Annotated in this window: 20 protein-coding genes and 2 riboswitches; of the genes, 8 read left to right on the top strand and 12 right to left on the bottom strand. The window is 71.3% G+C overall.

Annotated features, from left to right (window positions below):
* The first annotated feature begins 63 nt into the window (after nt 1-63).
* On the top strand, nt 64-522 hold the full coding sequence (locus ABD340_RS28005) for a hypothetical protein (RefSeq protein ID WP_344592892.1): 459 nt from the start codon (nt 64-66) through the stop codon (nt 520-522).
* Nucleotides 515-2,122 carry a multicopper oxidase family protein gene (locus ABD340_RS28000; RefSeq protein WP_344592891.1) on the top strand — a complete coding sequence of 536 codons (1,608 nt, stop codon included), beginning with the start codon at nt 515-517 and terminating at the stop codon, nt 2,120-2,122. Before ABD340_RS28005 ends, ABD340_RS28000 begins: the two co-directional genes overlap by 8 nt.
* A 107-nt stretch (nt 2,123-2,229) precedes the next feature.
* Here the strand turns inward: ABD340_RS28000 and ABD340_RS27995 are convergent, their stop codons facing one another.
* Nucleotides 2,230-2,598 carry a GNAT family N-acetyltransferase gene (locus tag ABD340_RS27995; protein WP_344592890.1) on the bottom strand — a complete coding sequence of 123 codons (369 nt, stop codon included), beginning with the start codon at nt 2,596-2,598 and terminating at the stop codon, nt 2,230-2,232.
* A gap of 19 nt (nt 2,599-2,617) precedes the next feature.
* On the opposite strand from ABD340_RS27995, the gene ABD340_RS27990 reads away from it, so the two are divergent.
* Together ABD340_RS27990 and ABD340_RS27985 are read left to right on the top strand one after the other, a co-directional pair.
* Complete coding sequence (locus ABD340_RS27990; protein ID WP_344592889.1) at nt 2,618-3,559, top strand: phosphotransferase; 942 nt, start codon at nt 2,618-2,620, stop codon at nt 3,557-3,559.
* Nucleotides 3,556-4,191 (top strand): hypothetical protein, encoded by a 636-nt coding sequence (locus ABD340_RS27985; protein ID WP_344592888.1) that lies wholly within the window; start codon nt 3,556-3,558, stop codon nt 4,189-4,191. Before ABD340_RS27990 ends, ABD340_RS27985 begins: the two co-directional genes overlap by 4 nt.
* A 17-nt stretch (nt 4,192-4,208) precedes the next feature.
* Here ABD340_RS27985 and ABD340_RS27980 read toward each other — a convergent pair whose 3' ends face one another.
* Nucleotides 4,209-4,835 carry a TetR/AcrR family transcriptional regulator gene (locus ABD340_RS27980; RefSeq protein WP_344592887.1) on the bottom strand — a complete coding sequence of 209 codons (627 nt, stop codon included), beginning with the start codon at nt 4,833-4,835 and terminating at the stop codon, nt 4,209-4,211.
* A gap of 49 nt (nt 4,836-4,884) precedes the next feature.
* On the opposite strand from ABD340_RS27980, the gene ABD340_RS27975 reads away from it, so the two are divergent.
* The gene (locus ABD340_RS27975; RefSeq protein WP_344592886.1) at nt 4,885-5,838 is read left to right on the top strand and encodes an NADP-dependent oxidoreductase; all 954 of its coding nucleotides are present in this window, start codon (nt 4,885-4,887) and stop codon (nt 5,836-5,838) included.
* A 69-nt stretch (nt 5,839-5,907) separates the two neighbouring features.
* Here the strand turns inward: ABD340_RS27975 and ABD340_RS27970 are convergent, their stop codons facing one another.
* The 6 genes from ABD340_RS27970 to gcvT are packed head-to-tail and all read right to left on the bottom strand — an operon-like array spanning nt 5,908 to nt 10,724.
* A complete protein-coding gene (locus ABD340_RS27970) occupies nt 5,908-6,288 on the bottom strand; it encodes a type II toxin-antitoxin system death-on-curing family toxin (protein WP_344592884.1) in 381 nt (126 codons plus the stop codon).
* Nucleotides 6,285-6,494 (bottom strand): Arc family DNA-binding protein, encoded by a 210-nt coding sequence (locus ABD340_RS27965; RefSeq protein WP_344592883.1) that lies wholly within the window; start codon nt 6,492-6,494, stop codon nt 6,285-6,287. The genes ABD340_RS27970 and ABD340_RS27965 overlap by 4 nt, the downstream gene beginning before the upstream one ends.
* Nucleotides 6,495-6,531: 37 nt before the next feature.
* Nucleotides 6,532-7,905 carry an L-serine ammonia-lyase gene (locus ABD340_RS27960; protein WP_344592882.1) on the bottom strand — a complete coding sequence of 458 codons (1,374 nt, stop codon included), beginning with the start codon at nt 7,903-7,905 and terminating at the stop codon, nt 6,532-6,534.
* Nucleotides 7,906-7,926: 21 nt separating this feature from the next.
* On the bottom strand, nt 7,927-9,195 hold the full coding sequence (locus ABD340_RS27955) for a serine hydroxymethyltransferase (protein WP_344592880.1): 1,269 nt from the start codon (nt 9,193-9,195) through the stop codon (nt 7,927-7,929).
* 2 nt (nt 9,196-9,197) lie between these two features.
* On the bottom strand, nt 9,198-9,590 hold the full coding sequence (gene gcvH / locus ABD340_RS27950; RefSeq protein WP_344592879.1) for a glycine cleavage system protein GcvH: 393 nt from the start codon (nt 9,588-9,590) through the stop codon (nt 9,198-9,200).
* A 21-nt stretch (nt 9,591-9,611) separates the two neighbouring features.
* Entirely contained in the window at nt 9,612-10,724 is a 1,113-nt protein-coding gene (gcvT, locus tag ABD340_RS27945) for a glycine cleavage system aminomethyltransferase GcvT (RefSeq protein ID WP_344592877.1), read from the bottom strand.
* A 71-nt stretch (nt 10,725-10,795) separates the two neighbouring features.
* A riboswitch (glycine riboswitch) is annotated at nt 10,796-10,905 on the bottom strand.
* Nucleotides 10,906-10,909: 4 nt separating this feature from the next.
* Nucleotides 10,910-11,006, bottom strand: a riboswitch (glycine riboswitch).
* Nucleotides 11,007-11,206: 200 nt separating this feature from the next.
* Between gcvT and ABD340_RS27940 the strand changes: the two genes are divergently transcribed.
* Entirely contained in the window at nt 11,207-12,499 is a 1,293-nt protein-coding gene (locus ABD340_RS27940; RefSeq protein WP_344592876.1) for a M50 family metallopeptidase, read from the top strand.
* On the opposite strand, the gene cds1 is transcribed toward ABD340_RS27940, so the two are convergent.
* Nucleotides 12,496-13,584 (bottom strand): L-cysteine desulfhydrase Cds1, encoded by a 1,089-nt coding sequence (gene cds1, locus ABD340_RS27935; RefSeq protein WP_344592874.1) that lies wholly within the window; start codon nt 13,582-13,584, stop codon nt 12,496-12,498. The two genes, ABD340_RS27940 and cds1, sit on opposite strands and share 4 nt — an antisense overlap.
* A 96-nt stretch (nt 13,585-13,680) precedes the next feature.
* On the opposite strand from cds1, the gene ABD340_RS27930 reads away from it, so the two are divergent.
* Nucleotides 13,681-14,610, top strand: a complete 930-nt coding sequence (locus tag ABD340_RS27930) for a hypothetical protein (protein ID WP_344592872.1) — start codon at nt 13,681-13,683, stop codon at nt 14,608-14,610.
* A 4-nt stretch (nt 14,611-14,614) separates the two neighbouring features.
* On the opposite strand, the gene ABD340_RS27925 is transcribed toward ABD340_RS27930, so the two are convergent.
* Together ABD340_RS27925 and ABD340_RS27920 are read right to left on the bottom strand one after the other, a co-directional pair.
* Complete coding sequence (locus ABD340_RS27925; protein WP_344592870.1) at nt 14,615-14,980, bottom strand: roadblock/LC7 domain-containing protein; 366 nt, start codon at nt 14,978-14,980, stop codon at nt 14,615-14,617.
* A gap of 128 nt (nt 14,981-15,108) precedes the next feature.
* Nucleotides 15,109-15,444 carry a hypothetical protein gene (locus ABD340_RS27920; protein ID WP_344593254.1) on the bottom strand — a complete coding sequence of 112 codons (336 nt, stop codon included), beginning with the start codon at nt 15,442-15,444 and terminating at the stop codon, nt 15,109-15,111.
* Between the two features lie 265 nt (nt 15,445-15,709).
* Here ABD340_RS27920 and ABD340_RS27915 point away from each other — a divergent pair, with 265 nt between their 5' ends.
* Complete coding sequence (locus ABD340_RS27915) at nt 15,710-16,615, top strand: hypothetical protein (RefSeq protein WP_344592868.1); 906 nt, start codon at nt 15,710-15,712, stop codon at nt 16,613-16,615.
* 12 nt (nt 16,616-16,627) lie between these two features.
* On the opposite strand, the gene ABD340_RS27910 is transcribed toward ABD340_RS27915, so the two are convergent.
* Nucleotides 16,628-17,095 carry an ATP-binding protein gene (locus ABD340_RS27910; protein ID WP_344592866.1) on the bottom strand — a complete coding sequence of 156 codons (468 nt, stop codon included), beginning with the start codon at nt 17,093-17,095 and terminating at the stop codon, nt 16,628-16,630.
* Between the last annotated feature and the right edge of the window lie 121 nt (nt 17,096-17,216).

Below are 17,216 nucleotides of genomic sequence, written 5' to 3'. Positions count from 1 at the left end.
ACCGGCGGCCACGCCCCGGACCGGCGGCCACGCCCCGGTTCTACGACGAGTGAGGGGTGACTCATGGTCACCGGAATCGACGGGGTCCGCCGGGCCGTTCTGGCCCGGCCCGGTCCCGTGCATCGAACGAGCCCCGCCGGGTGGGTCCTGCGGGCGGTCGTCAGCGCCCACGCGGTCGCGATCTTCGGCCAGCCGGTGTTCGCCGGTGTCTACCTGAGCGGTGACTACGACGGCCTGCGCCTGCACGCGGCCGGCGCCGACACCGTCACCTCCATCGGCTACCTGCAGCTGATCGCGGCGATCGTGGTCTGGGCCCGGCTGCGTCAGGCCGGGCCGTTCCTCGCCACGCTGGCGCTGGTGGCGGCCGAGACGGTGCAGTACTTCGCCGGGATGGACGGGGCCCTCTGGCTGCACCTGCCGCTGGGAGTGCTGACCATCACGGGGCTCGCCGTGCAGTTCATCGCCGTGTGGCGACGGCCACTCGGGCCGGTCTCACGCGCGGAGGAGGACGACGATGAGTGAGCTGAGCAGGCGCCGGATGCTGGGCATCGGCGGCGCGCTCGGCCTGACCGCGGCCGCCGGGCTGTCGACCGCGGCCGCGCTGTCCCGCCATCCGTCCGCCACCGGCGCGCAGTTGCGCAGTGCTATACCGCTGCCGCCCGCGTTCCGGACGCCGCTGCCGCTTCCCCCGATCCTGAAGCCCGTCGGCACGGCCGGCGGCGTCGACCGGTACGAGGTGACGCAGCGCGAGGCGGTCGTGGAGATCCTGCCCGGCGTCAGGACGCCGATGTGGACCTACGAGGGCGTCTTCCCCGGACCGACGATCGAGGCCCGCCACGGCAGACCGGTCACCGTGACGCACCGCAACGAGCTGCCCGTGCCGACCGTCGTCCACCTCCACGGCGGACACACCACCGCGGCCTCCGACGGGTACCCGACCGACCTCGTCCTGCCCGAAGGCTGGCAGGACGAGGTCCACATGACACACCACACGAATGGCATGCCAGAGGTAGGCGGAATGCGGGGAATGAGCGATCCGCGGGCCGTGGTGACGAGGCTGACGCGGGACTACACGTTCCCGATGAGCCAGCGTCCGACGCTGCTCTGGTACCACGACCACCGGATGGACTTCACCGCCCCCGCGATCTGGCGCGGCCTCGCCGGGCTGCATATCGTCCGCGACGAGGTGGAAGAGGAGCTCGGCCTGCCCGCCGGGCCCCGCGAGCTGCCGCTGGTGATCATGGATCGCGCGTTCGACGGCGAAGGCGGCCTCCTCTACCCCTCCCTCGACCCCGCCCTGCGCGCGCGACCGGGCGTCCACGAGCCCTACCTCGCCGGGGTCCTCGGCGACGTGATCCTCGTCAACGGCGCCCCCTGGCCCGTCCACGAAGTCGACGCGGCCCGTTACCGGCTGCGCGTCCTGAACGCCTCCAACGCCCGGCACTACGAGCTCGAGGCCGTCACCGACGATGGGCGCCGGGTCGACCTCGTCCAGGTCGGCGCCGACCAGGGGCTGCTCGCCGCGCCGGTCACCCATCCGTCCCTGCCGATCGCCCCGGCCGAACGATACGACCTGATCGTCGACTTCTCCGGCGTCCCCGTCGGCGACCGCGTCAGGCTCCTCAACCGGCTGGGCCCGGGACGCACCCGCGACGTGATGGCCTTCCGCGTCGCCCGCAAGGCCGCCGACCCCAGCCGCGTCCCCCCCGTCCTCTCCCACGATCTGCCGACCTGGCGCCGGTCGGACGCGGTCCGCGTGCGTGACTTCTCCTTCCGCGCCGGACGCATGCACGGCGGCCACGGCTGGCTGATCGGCGGCCACCCGTTCGACCCCGCCCGCACCGACGTCACGACCCGCCTCGGCGACGTCGAGGTCTGGCGCCTCATCGCCGACGTCCACCACCCCGTCCACCTCCACCTGGTCGGCTTCCAAGTGCTCTCCCGCGGCGGAAAACGACCCCACCTCCACGACGCGGGCCTCAAGGACACCGTCTCCCTCCGCCCGGGCGAGTCAGTAGAGATCATCACGCGCTTCAACGGCTACCGCGGCCGCTACCTCTTCCACTGCCACAACGCCGAACACGAAGACATGGGAATGATGGCCAACCTCGAGATCATCTGACCCCGGGCGCCGACATCGTCGTCGCCGAGATCCTCGGTCACGCACGACCCGGCGGTACACCTTGCCCACCCACGTGCGGCGCCGCGGCGACGGCAAGGTGAGGGGGCTCAGGGCCGCGGGTTGCGGATCATCGACCAGGTGGTGGGGCCGCCGTCGGGCAGGTCGTACTGGGCGGTGGCCTCGAAGCCGAGCCGCTCGTAGAAGGTGACGTTGCGGGCCTCGGAGGTCTCCAGGAAGGCGGGCACGCCCTCGCGTTCGGCGGCCGCCAGGCCCGGCCGGATCACCGCGCCGCCCAGCCCGGTGCCCTGCCGGTCGGGATCGACGCCGACCACGCCGAGGAACCAGAGCGGCATCGGCGGCCGGTGCGCGCCCATCGTCGCCTCGGCGGCCTCGTACACCGCCAGCCGGTCGCCGGCCAGCCGTGCGAACCGGGGCGCGAGCTCGGCGAAGATCTCTCCACCGGTGCGCGGGACCATGATCGGTTAGCTTGGCGGGATGAAGGATCGGCCCGAAGGGCTCGCGGAGTCCGCTGTACGGGACGCGCTGGGCGCATGGGGAATCGACGCCGTTCCATTGCAGTACGCACCTGTCGGATTCGGCGATTACCACTGGATCGCCGGTGAACGGCAGTGGTTCGTCACGGTCGCCGACATCGGTGAAGGCTTCGCGGGGCTTCGCAGCGCCATGGACACCGCTTGGGCCCTTCGCGGGCTGGAATTCGTCGTGGCGCCCCTGCGGACCGTCCACGGTGAGACGGTCCGCCGCTTGGGAGAGCGCTACGCGATCAGCGTCTTTCCGTTCGTGGACGGCGACTCCGGAGAGTTCGGACAGGTGCTCGCCGCGGAGCAGCGGATTCTCGTGCTGGACATGCTCGCCGAACTGCATCGCACCGCGCCTCCCTCTTCGACCCCGGTGCTCCGACCGGAGTTCCCGGGACGGGACGACCTGGAGCAGGCCCTGCGGGAATCCGACCGTCCCTGGACCGGCGGTCCCTTCTCCGAACCCGCCAGGGCACTGCTCGCCGAGCACCTCACCGGACTCCGCGGCCGCCTGGAGGAATTCGACAGGCGGGCCACGGAACTGCGCGGCAAAGGCCACGAACCCGTCCTGACCCACGGCGAACCGCACCCCGGCAACCTGCTCTGGACGCCGGAACGCTGCCTGCTGATCGACTGGGACACCAACGGCCTGGCCGTCCCCGAACGCGATCTGTGGCTGGTCACCCAGGACCCCGACGAACTCGCCCGCTACGCCGACGCCACCGGCCGCAAACCCGATCCCTCCGCGCTGGCGTTCTACGGTCTGCGCTGGGACCTGAACGACGTGGCCGAGTTCGCCGACTGGTTCCGTTCCCCACATGAACGGACCGCCGACCTGGAGCAGGCCCTGGACGGCCTCGCCGACATCCTGCGCCGCCTTGCCGGGGACACCGAATGACCGCCGACGACCTCGACCACGCGGTAGGGCTCACCCTCGCCGCCCTCCGCCAGGCGCCCGCCGATTCCCAGGCGTGGGAGGCCAACGCGGGCTCCCTGGAATGGACCTGCTGGGAGACCGTCGAGCACCTGAGCGACGACCTCTTCTCGTACGCGGCCCAGCTCGGCCCTCGTTCGGTCGGTGGCCTCGTGCCGTTCGTCTGGGAGAGCCGCCGGCCCGGCGGCCCCTTCAACGCGATTCACGCTGATCGTGAAGCGGGGATCGGGGGACTCCTCCAGGTGCTGGAGGCCAGCGGTGCCCTGCTGATCGCCATGGTGCGCACGACGCCGCCGGACGTACGGGCCTACCACGTCTTCGGTGCCTCCGACGCCGAGGGCTTCGCCGCGATGGGGATCGTGGAGACCCTCGTCCACATGCACGACCTCGCCCAAGGGCTCGGACTGGCGTGGAACCCGCCCGCCGACCTCTGCGCTCGCGCCCTCGCCCGGCTGTTCCCGGACGTCCCCCACGGCACCGCGCCTTGGCCGACCCTGCTCTGGGCCACCGGCCGCGGCGAACTCCCCGGACACCCCCGCCGCCCCGAATGGCGCTGGTACGGGGAACCCCGCGAAGGGGCCGGGCCACCCTTGTAACGGTGAGGGAACGCCCATCAGCGTGCGGACAGAGGCAGCCGGACGGGCGGCGGAAGCGGCGCCGGGACGGGATTCGCCCGGAACGATTGGATCATCAAGGCCGCGAAGCGGCGCGACGCCGCCACTCTCATCTCGGGCGACTCGGCACGGATGCCCTCGTTCGCCATCATCGCCATGATGACGTCCTCCAGGACGAGATCAGCCCGCAGGTCGCCCGCCTGCTTCGCTCGCCGGACGAGTTCGACCAGCAGACGCAGCGTGCGGTCGCGGTCCGCGGTGAAGTAGTCGACCGCAAGGGGGAGCCGCGAGGTGAACGCGCGGGAGAAGCCCCGGTCCAGGGCGTGCACCTCCATGAGCTTCTCGATCACCAGGCAGAACCCGCGCCAAGGGTCGGCCGCCGCCAGGCCCTCCTCGACGACCGCCGAACACAGGGCCATCGGCTCGGCGAAGGCCTCGGCGAACAGCGCTTCCTTGGTCGGGAAGTGCCGGTAGACGGTCGCGGCGCCCACCTGTGCGCGGCGGGCGATCTCCCGGATCGGCACGTCGAGGCCCTCGGTGGCGAAGGCCGCGCGGGCGACCGCGAGGATGCGCTCACGGTTGTCGCGGGCGTCCGAGCGCAGCCTTTGACTCACTTGGGCCGTCACCACTCTCACTTTAGCTAAACGGACGGGGTGTTCCGTTACGGTGCGGTGCATGAGAGCTGTTCAGTTTTCCCAGTACGGCCCGCCCAGCGTTGTGCATGTCGCCGAGGTCGAGGAGCCGCATGCCGGACCGGGGGAGATCCGCATCGCCGTACGGGCGTCCGGGTTGTCGGCGGGAGAAGCCATTATCCGCTCGGGGACGCTGCGTGACGTGGTGCCCACGACGTTCCCGAGCCGGACCGGCGTCGACGCGGCGGGCGTGGTGGACGAGATCGGCGCCGGCGTCACGGGCGTCGGCGTGGGCGAGGAGGTGTTCGGCATGACCACCATCGCAGCGCGCAGCGCCAACGCCGACTACGCGGTCCTGACCGCCTGGGCGCCCAAACCGGCCGCGTGGACCTGGCAGGAAGCCGGCGGCGCCGCGGGCAGCGTCGAAACGGCCACCCGCGTCCTGGACCGGCTCGCGGTCGGCGCGGGGCACACCGTGCTGGTGCAGGGCGCGGCCGGTGGGGTGGGCACCATCGCCGTCCAGCTCGCGGTCGCCCGCGGTGCCACCGCCATCGGTACGGCCGGCGAGCACAACCACGACTTCCTGCGCGCCCTCGGCGCGGAGCCGACGACGTACGGGCCGGGGCTGGTCGAACGGGTCCGCGCGCTGGCACCGGACGGGGTGGACGCGGTCTTCGACTGCGCCGGAGGAGCGCTGTCAGACCTGATCGCCATCGCCGGGGACCGGGCGCGCGTGGTGACGATCGCCGCCGACTTCACCGCGGCGGCCCACGGCGTGCACATGTCGCACGGAGCGCCGGCCGACGAAACGGCCGCGGCCGCCGGAGCCGCCGCGGATCCGCTGGCGCTGCACGGCCTCGACATCGCCGTCAAGCTCGCCGAGGAGGGGCGGTTGCGAGTGCCGGTCGCGGCGGCGTTCCCGCTCGCCGAGGCCGCGGCCGCGCACGAGCTGAGCGAGACCCGCCATGCCCGCGGAAAAATCGTGCTGGTGAACTGATCGGGGCGCCGGTGACCGACGCCGTTTCGACGCGCCCCGCTCGGCGGCACCTGCCCGTATCCCGGTCACTCAGGCGGTGCGCTCGACCACGTTCAGGGCCGTCGCGATCTCCTTGACCTCGATCTCCGAGCACGACGTGGCGATCCGCACCACAAGATCGAACGCCTCGTCATCGGTGAGACCGGAGCGGTGCCCGTTCACCACGAGCATCACCTCCATGGCGGCCCACGCGGTGCGCTTGTTGCCGTCGACGAAGGGGCGATTGCAGATGATCGAGTGGAGCAGCGCCGCCGCCTTGTCGTCGAGTGTCGTGTAAGCCTCGACGCCGAAGGCGATCGTCTGGGGGCGGGCCGCCGCGCTCTGCACGAGCCCGGCGTCGCGGACCGCGGCCTGCCCGCCCAGGTGGCGGGCGTTCAGCGCGATGATCTGCTCGACGGTCAGATAGATCATGCGTCGGCCAGGCGCTCGAACAGCTCCTGACGGCGGGCGAAGACCTCGTCGGCGGCGGCCGTGACGGCGTCCGCCTGCGCGTCCCGGGTCATCATCTCCTCCACCGCCTGGACGAGGGCGCTGTTGACCGAGATGTGCTTGGACTCGGCGAAGGCGACGAGCCTGGCGTCGATGTCGTCGGGGATGCGGACGCTGCGGGTGGTCATGAGGGGGATCATACCAAGATGGTATCGCCACTCTCTGTCAGCATTCGACTACATTTACCGCGAGGCCGCCGCGGGACGTCTCCTTGTACTTGTCGAGCATGTCGCGGCCGGTGTCCTTCATGGTCTTGATGGCGCGGTCGAGTGAGACGAAGTGGCGGCCGTCGCCGCGCAGCGCGAGGCGGGTGGCGCTGATCGCCTTGATGGCGCCGACCGCGTTGCGCTCGATGCACGGCACCTGGACGAGCCCGCCGACCGGGTCGCAGGTGAGGCCCAGGTTGTGCTCGATGCCGATCTCGGCGGCGTTCTCCACCTGCTCGGGCGTGCCGCCGAGGACCTCGGTGAGTCCGGCGGCGGCCATCGAGCAGGCGGAGCCGACCTCGCCCTGGCAGCCGACCTCGGCGCCGGAGATCGACGCGTTCTGCTTGAACAGCACCCCGATGGCGGCCGCGGTGAGCAGGAAGCGGACGGCGCCGTCGTCGGAGGCGTTCGGGACGAACTTCGCGTAGTAGTGCAGCACCGCCGGGATGATGCCCGCGGCGCCGTTGGTGGGGGCGGTGACGATGCGGCCGCCGGCGGCGTTCTCCTCGTTCACGGCCAGGGCGAACAGGGTGACCCAGTCCATCGCGTGCAGGGGGTCGGCGGGACTTTCGGACGTCAGCTGGCGGTGCAGCTGCGGCGCGCGGCGGCGGACCTTCAGGCCGCCGGGCAGCAGGCCCTCGCGGGTGCAGCCGCGGTCGACGCAGGCGCGCATGACCCGCCAGAGATCGAGCAGGCCGGACCGGATCTCCGCCTCGGTACGGCCGAAGGCCCGCTCGTTCTCCAGCATCAGGGCGGAGATCGACAGCCCGGTCTCCCCGCACCGCTCCAGCAGCTCGGCGGCGGTGTCGAAGCGGTGCGGCAGGACGGTGTCGTCCGGTTTGATGCGGTCGGCCCCGGTGGCGTTCTCGTCCACGACGAAGCCGCCGCCGACCGAGTAGAAGACCTTCGAGCGCAGCTCGCCGCCGCCGGCGCCGTAGGCGGTGAAGCGCATCCCGTTGGGGTGGCCGGGCAGCGACTCCTTGCGCTCGAAGACCAGGTGCTCGTTCACCACGAACGGGACGTCGTGCGAGCCGAACAGGCGCAGCGCGCCGCGGGAGCGGATCGCGGCGAGGCGCTCGTCGACGGTGTCGACGTCGACCGTCTCCGGTTTGTCGCCCTCCAGGCCGAGGATGACGGCCTTGTCGCTGCCGTGCCCCTTGCCGGTGAGACCGAGCGAGCCGTACAGGACGGCCCGCACGGACGCGGTCTCCTCCAGCAGGCCGTCGCCGTGCAGGCCGCGCGCGAACCGGTGCGCGGCCGCCATCGGGCCGCCGGTGTGGGACGAGGACGGCCCGATGCCGATCTTGAAGAGGTCGAAGACGCTGATCGCCATGGTCCGGGACGTCCCGTGACGTCAGAGGTTCGGGTAGAGGGGGTGCTTGGCCGCCAGTGCCCGGACCCTGACCGCGAGCGCCTCCTTGTCGAACGTGGGCTGCAGTGCCAGCGCGATGACGTCGGCCACCTCGGCGAAGTCCGCGGCGGTGAAGCCGCGGGTGGCCAGGGCGGGCGTGCCGATCCGCAGGCCGGAGGTGACCATCGGGGGGCGCGGGTCGTTCGGGACGGCGTTCCGGTTGACGGTGATGCCGATCTCGTGCAGCCGGTCCTCGGCGTCCCGGCCGGTGAGCTCGGAGTCGACCAGGTCGACCAGCACCAGGTGCACGTCGGTGCCGCCGGTGAGGACCTTCACCCCCGCCTTCGCGGAGTCCTCGGCGAGCAGCCGCTCGGCCAGCAGCCGGGCGCCCTCGACGGTGCGCCGCTGCCGGTCCTTGAACTCCTCGGACGCGGCGATCTTCAGCGCCACCGCCTTGGCCGCGATCACGTGCTCCAGCGGGCCGCCCTGCATGCCCGGGAACACCGCCGAGTTGATCTTCTTGCCGTACTCCTCGCGGGCCAGGATCAGCCCGCCGCGCGGGCCGCCCAGCGTCTTGTGCGTGGTGGTCGTCACGATGTCGGCGTACGGGACGGGCGAGGGGTGCAGGCCCGCGGCCACCAGCCCGGCGAAGTGCGCCATGTCGACCATGAGCAGCGCGTCCACCGAGTCCGCCACCTCGCGGAACCGGGCGAAGTCGAGCTGCCGCGGGTAGGCCGACCAGCCCGCGACGATCATCTTGGGCCGGTGCTCGGCCGCCAGCGCGGCGACCTCGTCCATGTCGACCAGGCCGTCCTCGGCGCGGACGTGGTAGGGCACCACGTTCAGCACCTTGCCGGAGTAGTTCAGCCGCATCCCGTGCGTCAGGTGGCCGCCGTGCGCCAGGTCGAGGCCGAGGATCGTGTCACCGTGCTGGAGCAGCGCGAAGTAGACCGCGGTGTTGGCCTGCGCGCCGCTGTGCGGCTGCACGTTGGCGTGCTCGGCGCCGAACAGCTCCTTGGCGCGGTCGATGGCCAGCTGCTCGGTGATGTCGACGAACTCGCAGCCGCCGTAGTAGCGCCTGCCCGGGTAGCCCTCGGCGTACTTGTTGGTGAGGACCGACCCCTGGGCCTCCAGCACCGACGCCGGCGCGAAGTTCTCCGAGGCGATCATCTCCAGCGTGGACTGCTGCCGGTCCAGCTCGGCGGCCACCGCGCGGGCGACCTCCGGGTCGGCCTCGGCCAGGGATTCGTTCAGCGGGTCCTTGAACGACACGGTCAGGACTCCTCGATCAGCTTGTCGTAGGCCTCGGCGTCCAGCAGGTCGCCGGGCTCGTCGGAGATCCGCACCTTGAAGATCCAGCCCTCGCCGTACGGGTCGTCGTTGATCACCTTGGGCTCGTCGATCACCGAGGTGTTGATCGCGGTGATCTCGCCGCTGACCGGGGAGTAGATGTCGCTGACCGACTTGGTGGACTCGACCTCGCCGCACGGCTCGCCGGCCTCGACCTGGTCGCCCTCGCCGGGCTGCAGTTCGAGGAAGACGATCTCGCCGAGGGCGTCGGCGGCGTGCGCGGTGATGCCGACGGTGACGATGCCGTCCTCGGCCGTGCCGAGGCCCGACACCCATTCGTGCTCTTCGCTGTAGCGCAGCTGCTCCGGAACGCTCACGGTGGTTTCTCTCTCCAGGTCTCAGGAACGCTTGTAGAAGGGCAGGGCGACCACGTCGACCGGCTCCCGGCGGCCGCGGACGTCGACGGCGAGCCCGTCCTCGTCCACCCCGATGTCCACGTAGGCCATCGCGATCGGCGTGCCCAGTGTGGGGGACGGGGCGCCGCTCGTCACCACCCCGCACGGCGTGCCGTCGGACATGACGACCTCGTACCCCTTGCGGGGCGCCCGGCGGCCGCGCGCGACCAGCCCTACGAGCCTACGGCCTGGCGGGGTCTGCGCCTGCGCGGCCAACGTGGCCTTTCCCACGAAATCTCCGGGCTTATCCAGCTTGACCACCCTGCCCAGGCCCGCCTCGTACGGATTGGTCTGGACGGTCAGCTCGTTGCCGTACAGCGGCATGCCCGCCTCCAGCCGCAACGTGTCCCGCGCCGACAGCCCGGCCGGGGTCACCCCCTCGACCGCCGCCAGCTCGTTCCACAGCGGCACCGCGTCCGCGGCCGACACGAACAGCTCGAAGCCGTCCTCGCCGGTGTAGCCGGTACGGGCGATCAGCGCGTCGACGCCCGCGACCTCGTCCGCCATGATCGCGTAGTAGCGGAGGTCGGGCAGCGGGGCGGCGGTGAACCGGGACAGGATCCCCTGCGCGTCCGGCCCCTGCAGCGCGATCAGCGCGTACTCGCCGGAGCGGTCGGCCACCCGCGCCCCCGCGAAGCCCGCCGCCCGCTCGGTCAGCGCGGCCAGCACCGTCGCGGCGTTGGCGGCGTTGGCCACCACCATGAACGTCTGCTCGGCCAGCCGGTAGACGATCAGGTCGTCCAGCACCCCGCCGTCGACCCCGCAGATCATCGTGTAGCGGGCCTTGCCGACGGCCATGGGGGACAGGTTGCCGACCAGCGCGTAGTCGAGCGCCGCGGCCGCCTCCGGACCGTCCACGAAGATCTCCCCCATGTGGGACAGATCGAACAGCCCCGCGGCGGACCGCACCGCGCGGTGCTCGGCGGTCTCGCTCGCGTACCGCAGCGGCATCAGGTAGCCGGCGAAGTCGACGAGGTGCGCGCCGAGGGCCCGGTGGACGTCGTACAGCGGCGTCTTCCTGGCGTCCCCCGGGTCTGAGGGCGCTGTGCTGGACATGGGTCGGCTCCTTCGTCGCGGGCGCGTGGAACCAATCGTCCCACCCGCACCGGGCGCGGTCGGTGCCTCCCCCTCTGTCATCGGCCGGTCGCGGCGCCTGAGAGCTTCACCCCGCACGCCCGCGGAGGGCGGAGGGCTTTCACCTTCGGCGGGGGACGGTCGCGTCCCCGCTTTCCAGAGGTCGCCTGGCCCGCGCGGTCCTTGGGCCTGAGAGGTTCCGGGGAGGATTTGCTCCTTCGGCGTCCCTGACCGGCTGCCAGGGCACTCTCCCGCGCGGGATCATCGGCTGGTGGCCAGGCTAGCAGCGGCCGCACCCCGCCGACCAGCCGCCGGCGCCCCGCCCCGCTGAACCGGACGGGGCGCACCCGCCGTACCACCGGCGGGTGCGCAAGGGCCACGCGTGCATAACTCCACGGTCACGAGAGGCCCGGATTCACGTACCCTGAACGGGTCGTTGGAGATCACGGAGGGACGGGGCGAGCATGGGCTGGTTGGCGGGAGTACTGATCCTGTTCTTCGGCCTGCTGGCGTCGATCGCCCTGCATGAACTGGGCCATTTCTCCTTCGCCAAGCTCTTCGGCGTCCGGACCCCGCAGTTCATGGTCGGCTTCGGCCCCACGATGTGGTCCCGGCACAAGGGCGAGACCGAGTACGGCGTCAAGTGGATCCCGGTCGGCGGCTACGTCCGCATGATCGGCATGCTGCCGCCGCGCAAGGGCGACCGGCCCGGCGAGGTCCGGCAGATCAGCACCGGGCCGTGGCAGAGCCTGATCGAGTCCGCCCGCGGCGCGTCGCTGGAGGAGATCCGCCCGGGCGACGAGGACCGCGTCTTCTACGCCAAGAAGTGGTGGCAGAAGCTGCTCATCATGTTCGGCGGGCCCGCGATGAACCTCATCCTCGCGGTGATGTTCTTCGGGATCCTGCTCATGGGCATCGGCACCCCCACCCCGCAGCCGGTGATCGGCTCGGTGGCCAAGTGCGCGATCCCCGCCGGCTCCAAGCTCACCGACTGCCCGCAGGGCTACACCCCGACCCCGGCCGCCTCCGTCGGGCTCAAGGCCGGCGACCGGATCACCACTTACGACGGCCGCAAGATCGGCTCCTACGACCAGTTGCAGGGCCTGATCCGCGACTCCGGCGGCCGCACCGTCGCCGTCACCGTCCAGCGCGACGGCAAGCCCGTCGCACTGCAGGTGCCCGTCACCCGCAACCAGATGTACGACCTCAACGACACCGAAAAGGTGGTCAACGTCGGGTTCCTGGGCATCACCCCGCTCCAGGAACGCGAGCGCCAGGGCCCGGTCGCCGTCGCCGACTACATGGGCGAGCTGACCGCGCACACCGCCGGGGCGCTGCTGCGGATGCCGCAGAAGATGGTCGGCGTCTGGAACGCCGCCTTCGGCGACGAGAAGCGCGACCCCAACGGCCCCATCGGCGTGGTCGGCGTCAGCCGCCTCGGCGGGGAGATCGCCGCCTCCGAGAGCCCCACCGTCGAGAAGGTCGCGATGTTCATCGCCCTGCTCGGCTCCCTCAACCTCGCCGTCGGCATGTTCAACCTCGTCCCGCTGCTGCCGCTGGACGGCGGCCACATGGCCGGGGCCATCCTGGAGGCCGTCAAGAAGGGCTTCGCCCGCCTCTTCCGGCGTCCCGACCCCGGATACGTCGACGTGGCCAAGGCGCTGCCGCTCACCTACGTGATGGCGGCCGTGCTGATCGTGATGGGCGGCCTGCTCATCTACGCCGACCTGGTCAACCCCATCCGCTTCAACGGCTAGGGCATCTCGCCCGTCTTGAGGAAGGCCCGCAGCGTGTCCATGTACGGGCCCACCGCGATGCCCTGCCCGGCGAGCCAGTCGTCCGACCCGTAGGTGCGGGCGTACCGCTCGCCGCCGTCGCAGATCAGCGTGACCACGCTGCCGCGCTCGCCGCGCTCCAGCATCTCCGCGACCAGCAGCGCCACGCCCCACATGTTCGTCCCGGTCGACCCGCCCACGCTCCGGCCGGTCACCTCGCGCGTCCACCGCATCGCCGCGATCGACGCCGCGTCCGGCACCTGGATCATCCGGTCGATCACGGTCGGCAGGAACGACGGCTCCACCCGCGGCCGCCCGATCCCCTCGATCCGCGAACCCGCCGCGGTACGGGCGCTGTCCCCGTCCGCGAACGCGCCGAAGAACGCCGAGCCCTCCGGGTCCACCACCGCGACCCGGGTCTGGAACCGCCGGTACCGCGCGTACCGGCCGATCGTCGCGGACGTCCCGCCGGTCCCCGCGCCGACCACGATCCAGGACGGCTCGGGGAACCGCTCCAGCCGCAGCTGCTCGAAGACGGACTCGGCGATGTTGTTGTTGCCGCGCCAGTCCGTCGCCCGCTCCGCGTAGGTGAACTGGTCCATGAAGTGCCCGCCGCACTCCCGCGCCAGCCGCCGCGACTCGGCGTAGATCGCCGCCGGATCGGCCACCAGATGGCACCGCCCGCCGTAGAACTCGATCAGCTCGATCTTCTCCTGGCTGGTGCGCTCCGGCATCACCGCCACGAACGGCAGCCCGACCAGCCGCGCGAAGTACGCCTCGCTCACCGCCGTCGACCCGCTGGACGCCTCGATGATCGTGGTGCCCTCGCAGATCCACCCGTTCGCCAGCCCGTACAGGAACAGCGACCGCGCCAGCCGGTGCTTCAACGACCCGGTCGGATGCACCGACTCGTCCTTCAGATACAGGTCGATGCCCCACTCCTCCGGAAGCGGGAACACGTGCAGGTGCGTGTCGGCGCTGCGGTTCGCGTCGGCCTCCACCTTCCGGATCGCCTCGGAGATCCATTCCCGGCGGCCCGGGTCGCACCTGTCCACGGAACGGCCCATACCCTCCCCCTTCGTCGCCCATTAACGATATCCCCGCATGTCACAGGGCATCATGGGGCCCAGGGGGGTGCCTTGTCCGATTTCTTCTCAGTTCGCGTGGCCGACACCGGGCGGCTGCCGCTGTTCGCCTTCTTCGTGGCGTTCATCATCACCTTCGTGGCGACGCGGGTGAACGTCCGCCTGATCCGCGCGAACGTCAGCTGGTGGTTCCGCAACGTCAAGGCCGGCGACCTGCACATCCACCATGTCGTGTTCGGCGTCGTCCTCATGCTGGTGGGCGGCGTGATGGGCTTCGCCGTCCCGGAGGACTACCAGGGCTTCGTCGTCACCGCCGCCGTCATCTTCGGCGTGGGCTCCGCCCTGGTGCTGGACGAGTTCGCCCTGATCCTGCACCTCAGCGACGTCTACTGGACGGAGAAGGGCCGCGCGTCCGTCGACGCCGTCTTCGTCGCGATCGCCGTGACCGGCCTCCTCCTGCTCGGCGTCCGCCCGGTCGGTTTCGAAGGCCTCCGGCCCGACCAGGACGGGAGCCCTCCGCTGCCGGGCGCCGTCTACGTCGCGTCCCTGATCGTCAACCTGGCGCTGGCCGTGATCACCGTCTTCAAGGGCAAGATCTGGACCGGCCTGGCCGGCCTCTTCCTGCCGCTCCTGCTGGTGATCGGCGCGATCCGGGTGGCCCGTCCAGGCTCCCCGTGGGCCCGCTGGCAGTACGCCCCGGGCTCACGCAAGGCCCGCTCCGCCGCATGGCATGAGGAACGCTTCCGCCGCCCGCTGATCCGCGTCAAGATCTGGATCCAGGAGTTCATCGCCGGCCGCCACGACCTGATCCCGCCCGAACTCCTCCACCGCAGACCGTCCACCCGCCGCCGCGTCACCCGCGACCGCCCGGCCCGCAGGACCCCGTTCAACCCCGCCCGCCGCAGGACCACCGGCAGGGAACGCGCGCTCCGTTCAGCCGTCCGAGGCCGCTCTCCCCGCCGGGGAACCAGAACCCGGAAGCCCCGGCCCCAGGACGACGACGACTGACCCGTCAGTTGGCCAGGAGGTCGCCGAGGCGCGTCACCGCCGGGCGCGACTCCAGATGGAGGCGGGTGATGTCCAGGCCCTCGTCGCCCAGGACGACCAGGAGCTGGCCGGTGGAGACGGCGTAGACGACGATGTGACCGAGCTGGCAGCGGGTCACGACCTCGCGCAGCTCGCCCATGCCGACCTCCTTCCCGGCGCTCTTCCCCAGCCCCAGGGCCGCCGCGGCGAGCGCGGCCAGGACGTCGGGACGGACCTCCGCGGTGTCGGAGGCGATGAGCATTCCGTCGACCGACGCCACCGCGCTGTCGGTCACCCCGGCCACGTTGTCGCGCAGAGCGTGCAGCTCCGCGAGGACCGTTTCGTTTGACATCCCCGGTGTTCTTCCCTCTATTGAGATCGGTATCGCGCGTGTGCACGAGGGCAGCGCGGAGCGGCCCGGCTGATCGTTCCGGGATCGGCGGCCGGTCGCGGTCGGACGACCGGCGGCGACGTGACGTTCTAGAGGCTCAGGTCGTTGTCGATGCCGCGCAGGGTGTGGCGCGCCAGGGCCAGGTTGGCGCGGGAGCGGTCCATCGCCAGGTACAGGAAGAGCCGGCTGCCGCCCCGGTTGAGCAGCCTGATCACGTGGTACTGGCGGTCCAGCGTGATGAGGACGTCCTCGATGGTGTCGTCGATCCGCAGCGCCTCCAGCGTGCGGGTCTTGGCCCGGATCACCTCGGTGTTGCCCGCCGCGGCGACCTCCAGGTCCAGGTCGCGGCCTCCCCCGGTAGTCCCGAGCGACATGCCGCTCTCGTAGTCGACGAGTGCGGCGCCGAGCGCCCCCTCGATGGTCATGGCTTGCTTGAGCGCGGCTTCGATGTCCACTCAGGCCCCTCATCACGGTCTATCCGCCCGCGGGGGGATGTGCGAGATCCCCTGTCCCCCCGGCGTGAGCAGGTCTTGTTGATCAGCGCCAACATACCGGCGCAAGCCGGACCAAGTTGGACATTTCAACTAGGAAATCGGTTGCTTTCTTACCTGACTTAGGGTCGCCCGGAAGTGATGTAACGAGTGGAGGCCCGTCCCGGCGTCCGGCCGAAACGGGCCCGCGGCGCCTGGCATGATGCCCCTGAGCACACTGGCCCCGTTCTGGACGGACGACGTGACCGCACCTTCCTTTTCAACCGCCGACCCACCCGCGCGGACGGGCATCTTCGACTCCGCGCTCCAGCGCCGCGGCCAGGAGCGCTTCTCCGGGACGCTGCGGATCGAGGGCGGCCAGGCCGGCGCCGTGACGATGCGTGACGGACTCGTCGTCGCGGCCGGCACACCCGCCGCGCCGGGGCCCGAATCCCTGCTTCTGCGCTCGGGCCGGATCTCCGAGGCCGACTGGACCGACGCGTTCGCCGCCGCCGCGCCGCACGGCCGGATGGCCGCCGAACTGGTCGACCGCGGCCTCCTCGGCGCCGCCGGGCTCCAGGTCCTGACCCAGGTCGCCGTCGTCGACGCCGTCTTCGCCATGGCCCTGTGCGGCGTGCGCACCTGCACCGCCGAGCCGTACGGCGAGGACGATCTCGCGCCGCTGCTGCCCGCCGATCCCGGTCTGGACGCCCATCGGCTCGTCCGCGAGACCGCCCGCAGGCTGGCCGCGGCGTCCCAGTGGCGGGAGTTCGGCCTGGAGATCAACAGGCGTCCGCATCCGGCCGTCCCCGAACCCGTGCCCCCGGACGACGGCGCGCCCCGCGGCGACGTCCTGTCAAAGGTCAACGGTCGCCGCACGGTGCGCGACATCGCCTTCTCCCTGGGCCGCGGCCTCTACTCGGTGATGCACGACCTGGCCACGCTCACCCAGGACGGCCTGATCACCTTCGAGCCCCAGCTCCCGGCCGAGCCCGCCACGCCGGAACCGACCCCGGAGGGCGAGTCCGACGACCTGCCCCGGCGCCGCCGCGGCGCCAGCGAGATCAACACCGTCCTCCCCTGGCCGCCCCCCGTCCCAGACCTGCCACCGCCCACCGGAACGTAGCCGCAGAGGGGCTCAGAACGAGACGAGAGACCACACCCACTTGCCATGCGGGTGGGTCTTCCGGACCCCGCACTGAGCGGACAGCGCCTCGATGATCGGCAGACCCCATCCACCCGTGCCGTCGTCGTGCCCGGGGTCCAGCGCCTCAGGATCCGGGGTGATGTCCGTTAGCGAGAGTTCCGCCAAAGGTCTGCTCACCGGGAGGTCATCCGAGCTGCCCCAGACGGCGAGCACGACCCCGCACCGCTCTCGTGTGAACCTCACCCGGATCTCACGGTCGGGTGTGCTCTCCACCGCGTTGGTGATCAGCTCACCGGCGATCACGCACACGTCTTCCGCGGCGCGCAGGAGCCCCCAGTCCGAGAGCCGGAACTTCAGATGGGTGCGGACCTGGGCCGGAGCCGTGGCCGCCGCCACAAAGGTCATGTCCAGGCCCTCCTGGGCCACCGTCTCGGCGTTCACCGAGCGCCTGCTGAGCATGGTTCTGCGAGCGTTGCTGGCGCCGCTTGAGACAGGCTGGTTCTAGCATCTGCCATGGGCCCGGCCTCCTTCGTCGGCTTGCCCACCGGAACACCGGTTTGACGGGTCGTGCCTGACGCAT

It is taken from the genome of Actinomadura vinacea (genome assembly GCF_039532545.1).
GTDB classification, from domain to species: Bacteria; Actinomycetota; Actinomycetes; order Streptosporangiales; family Streptosporangiaceae; genus Spirillospora; species Spirillospora vinacea.
This window is presented reverse-complemented; position numbering and strand designations above follow the sequence as displayed.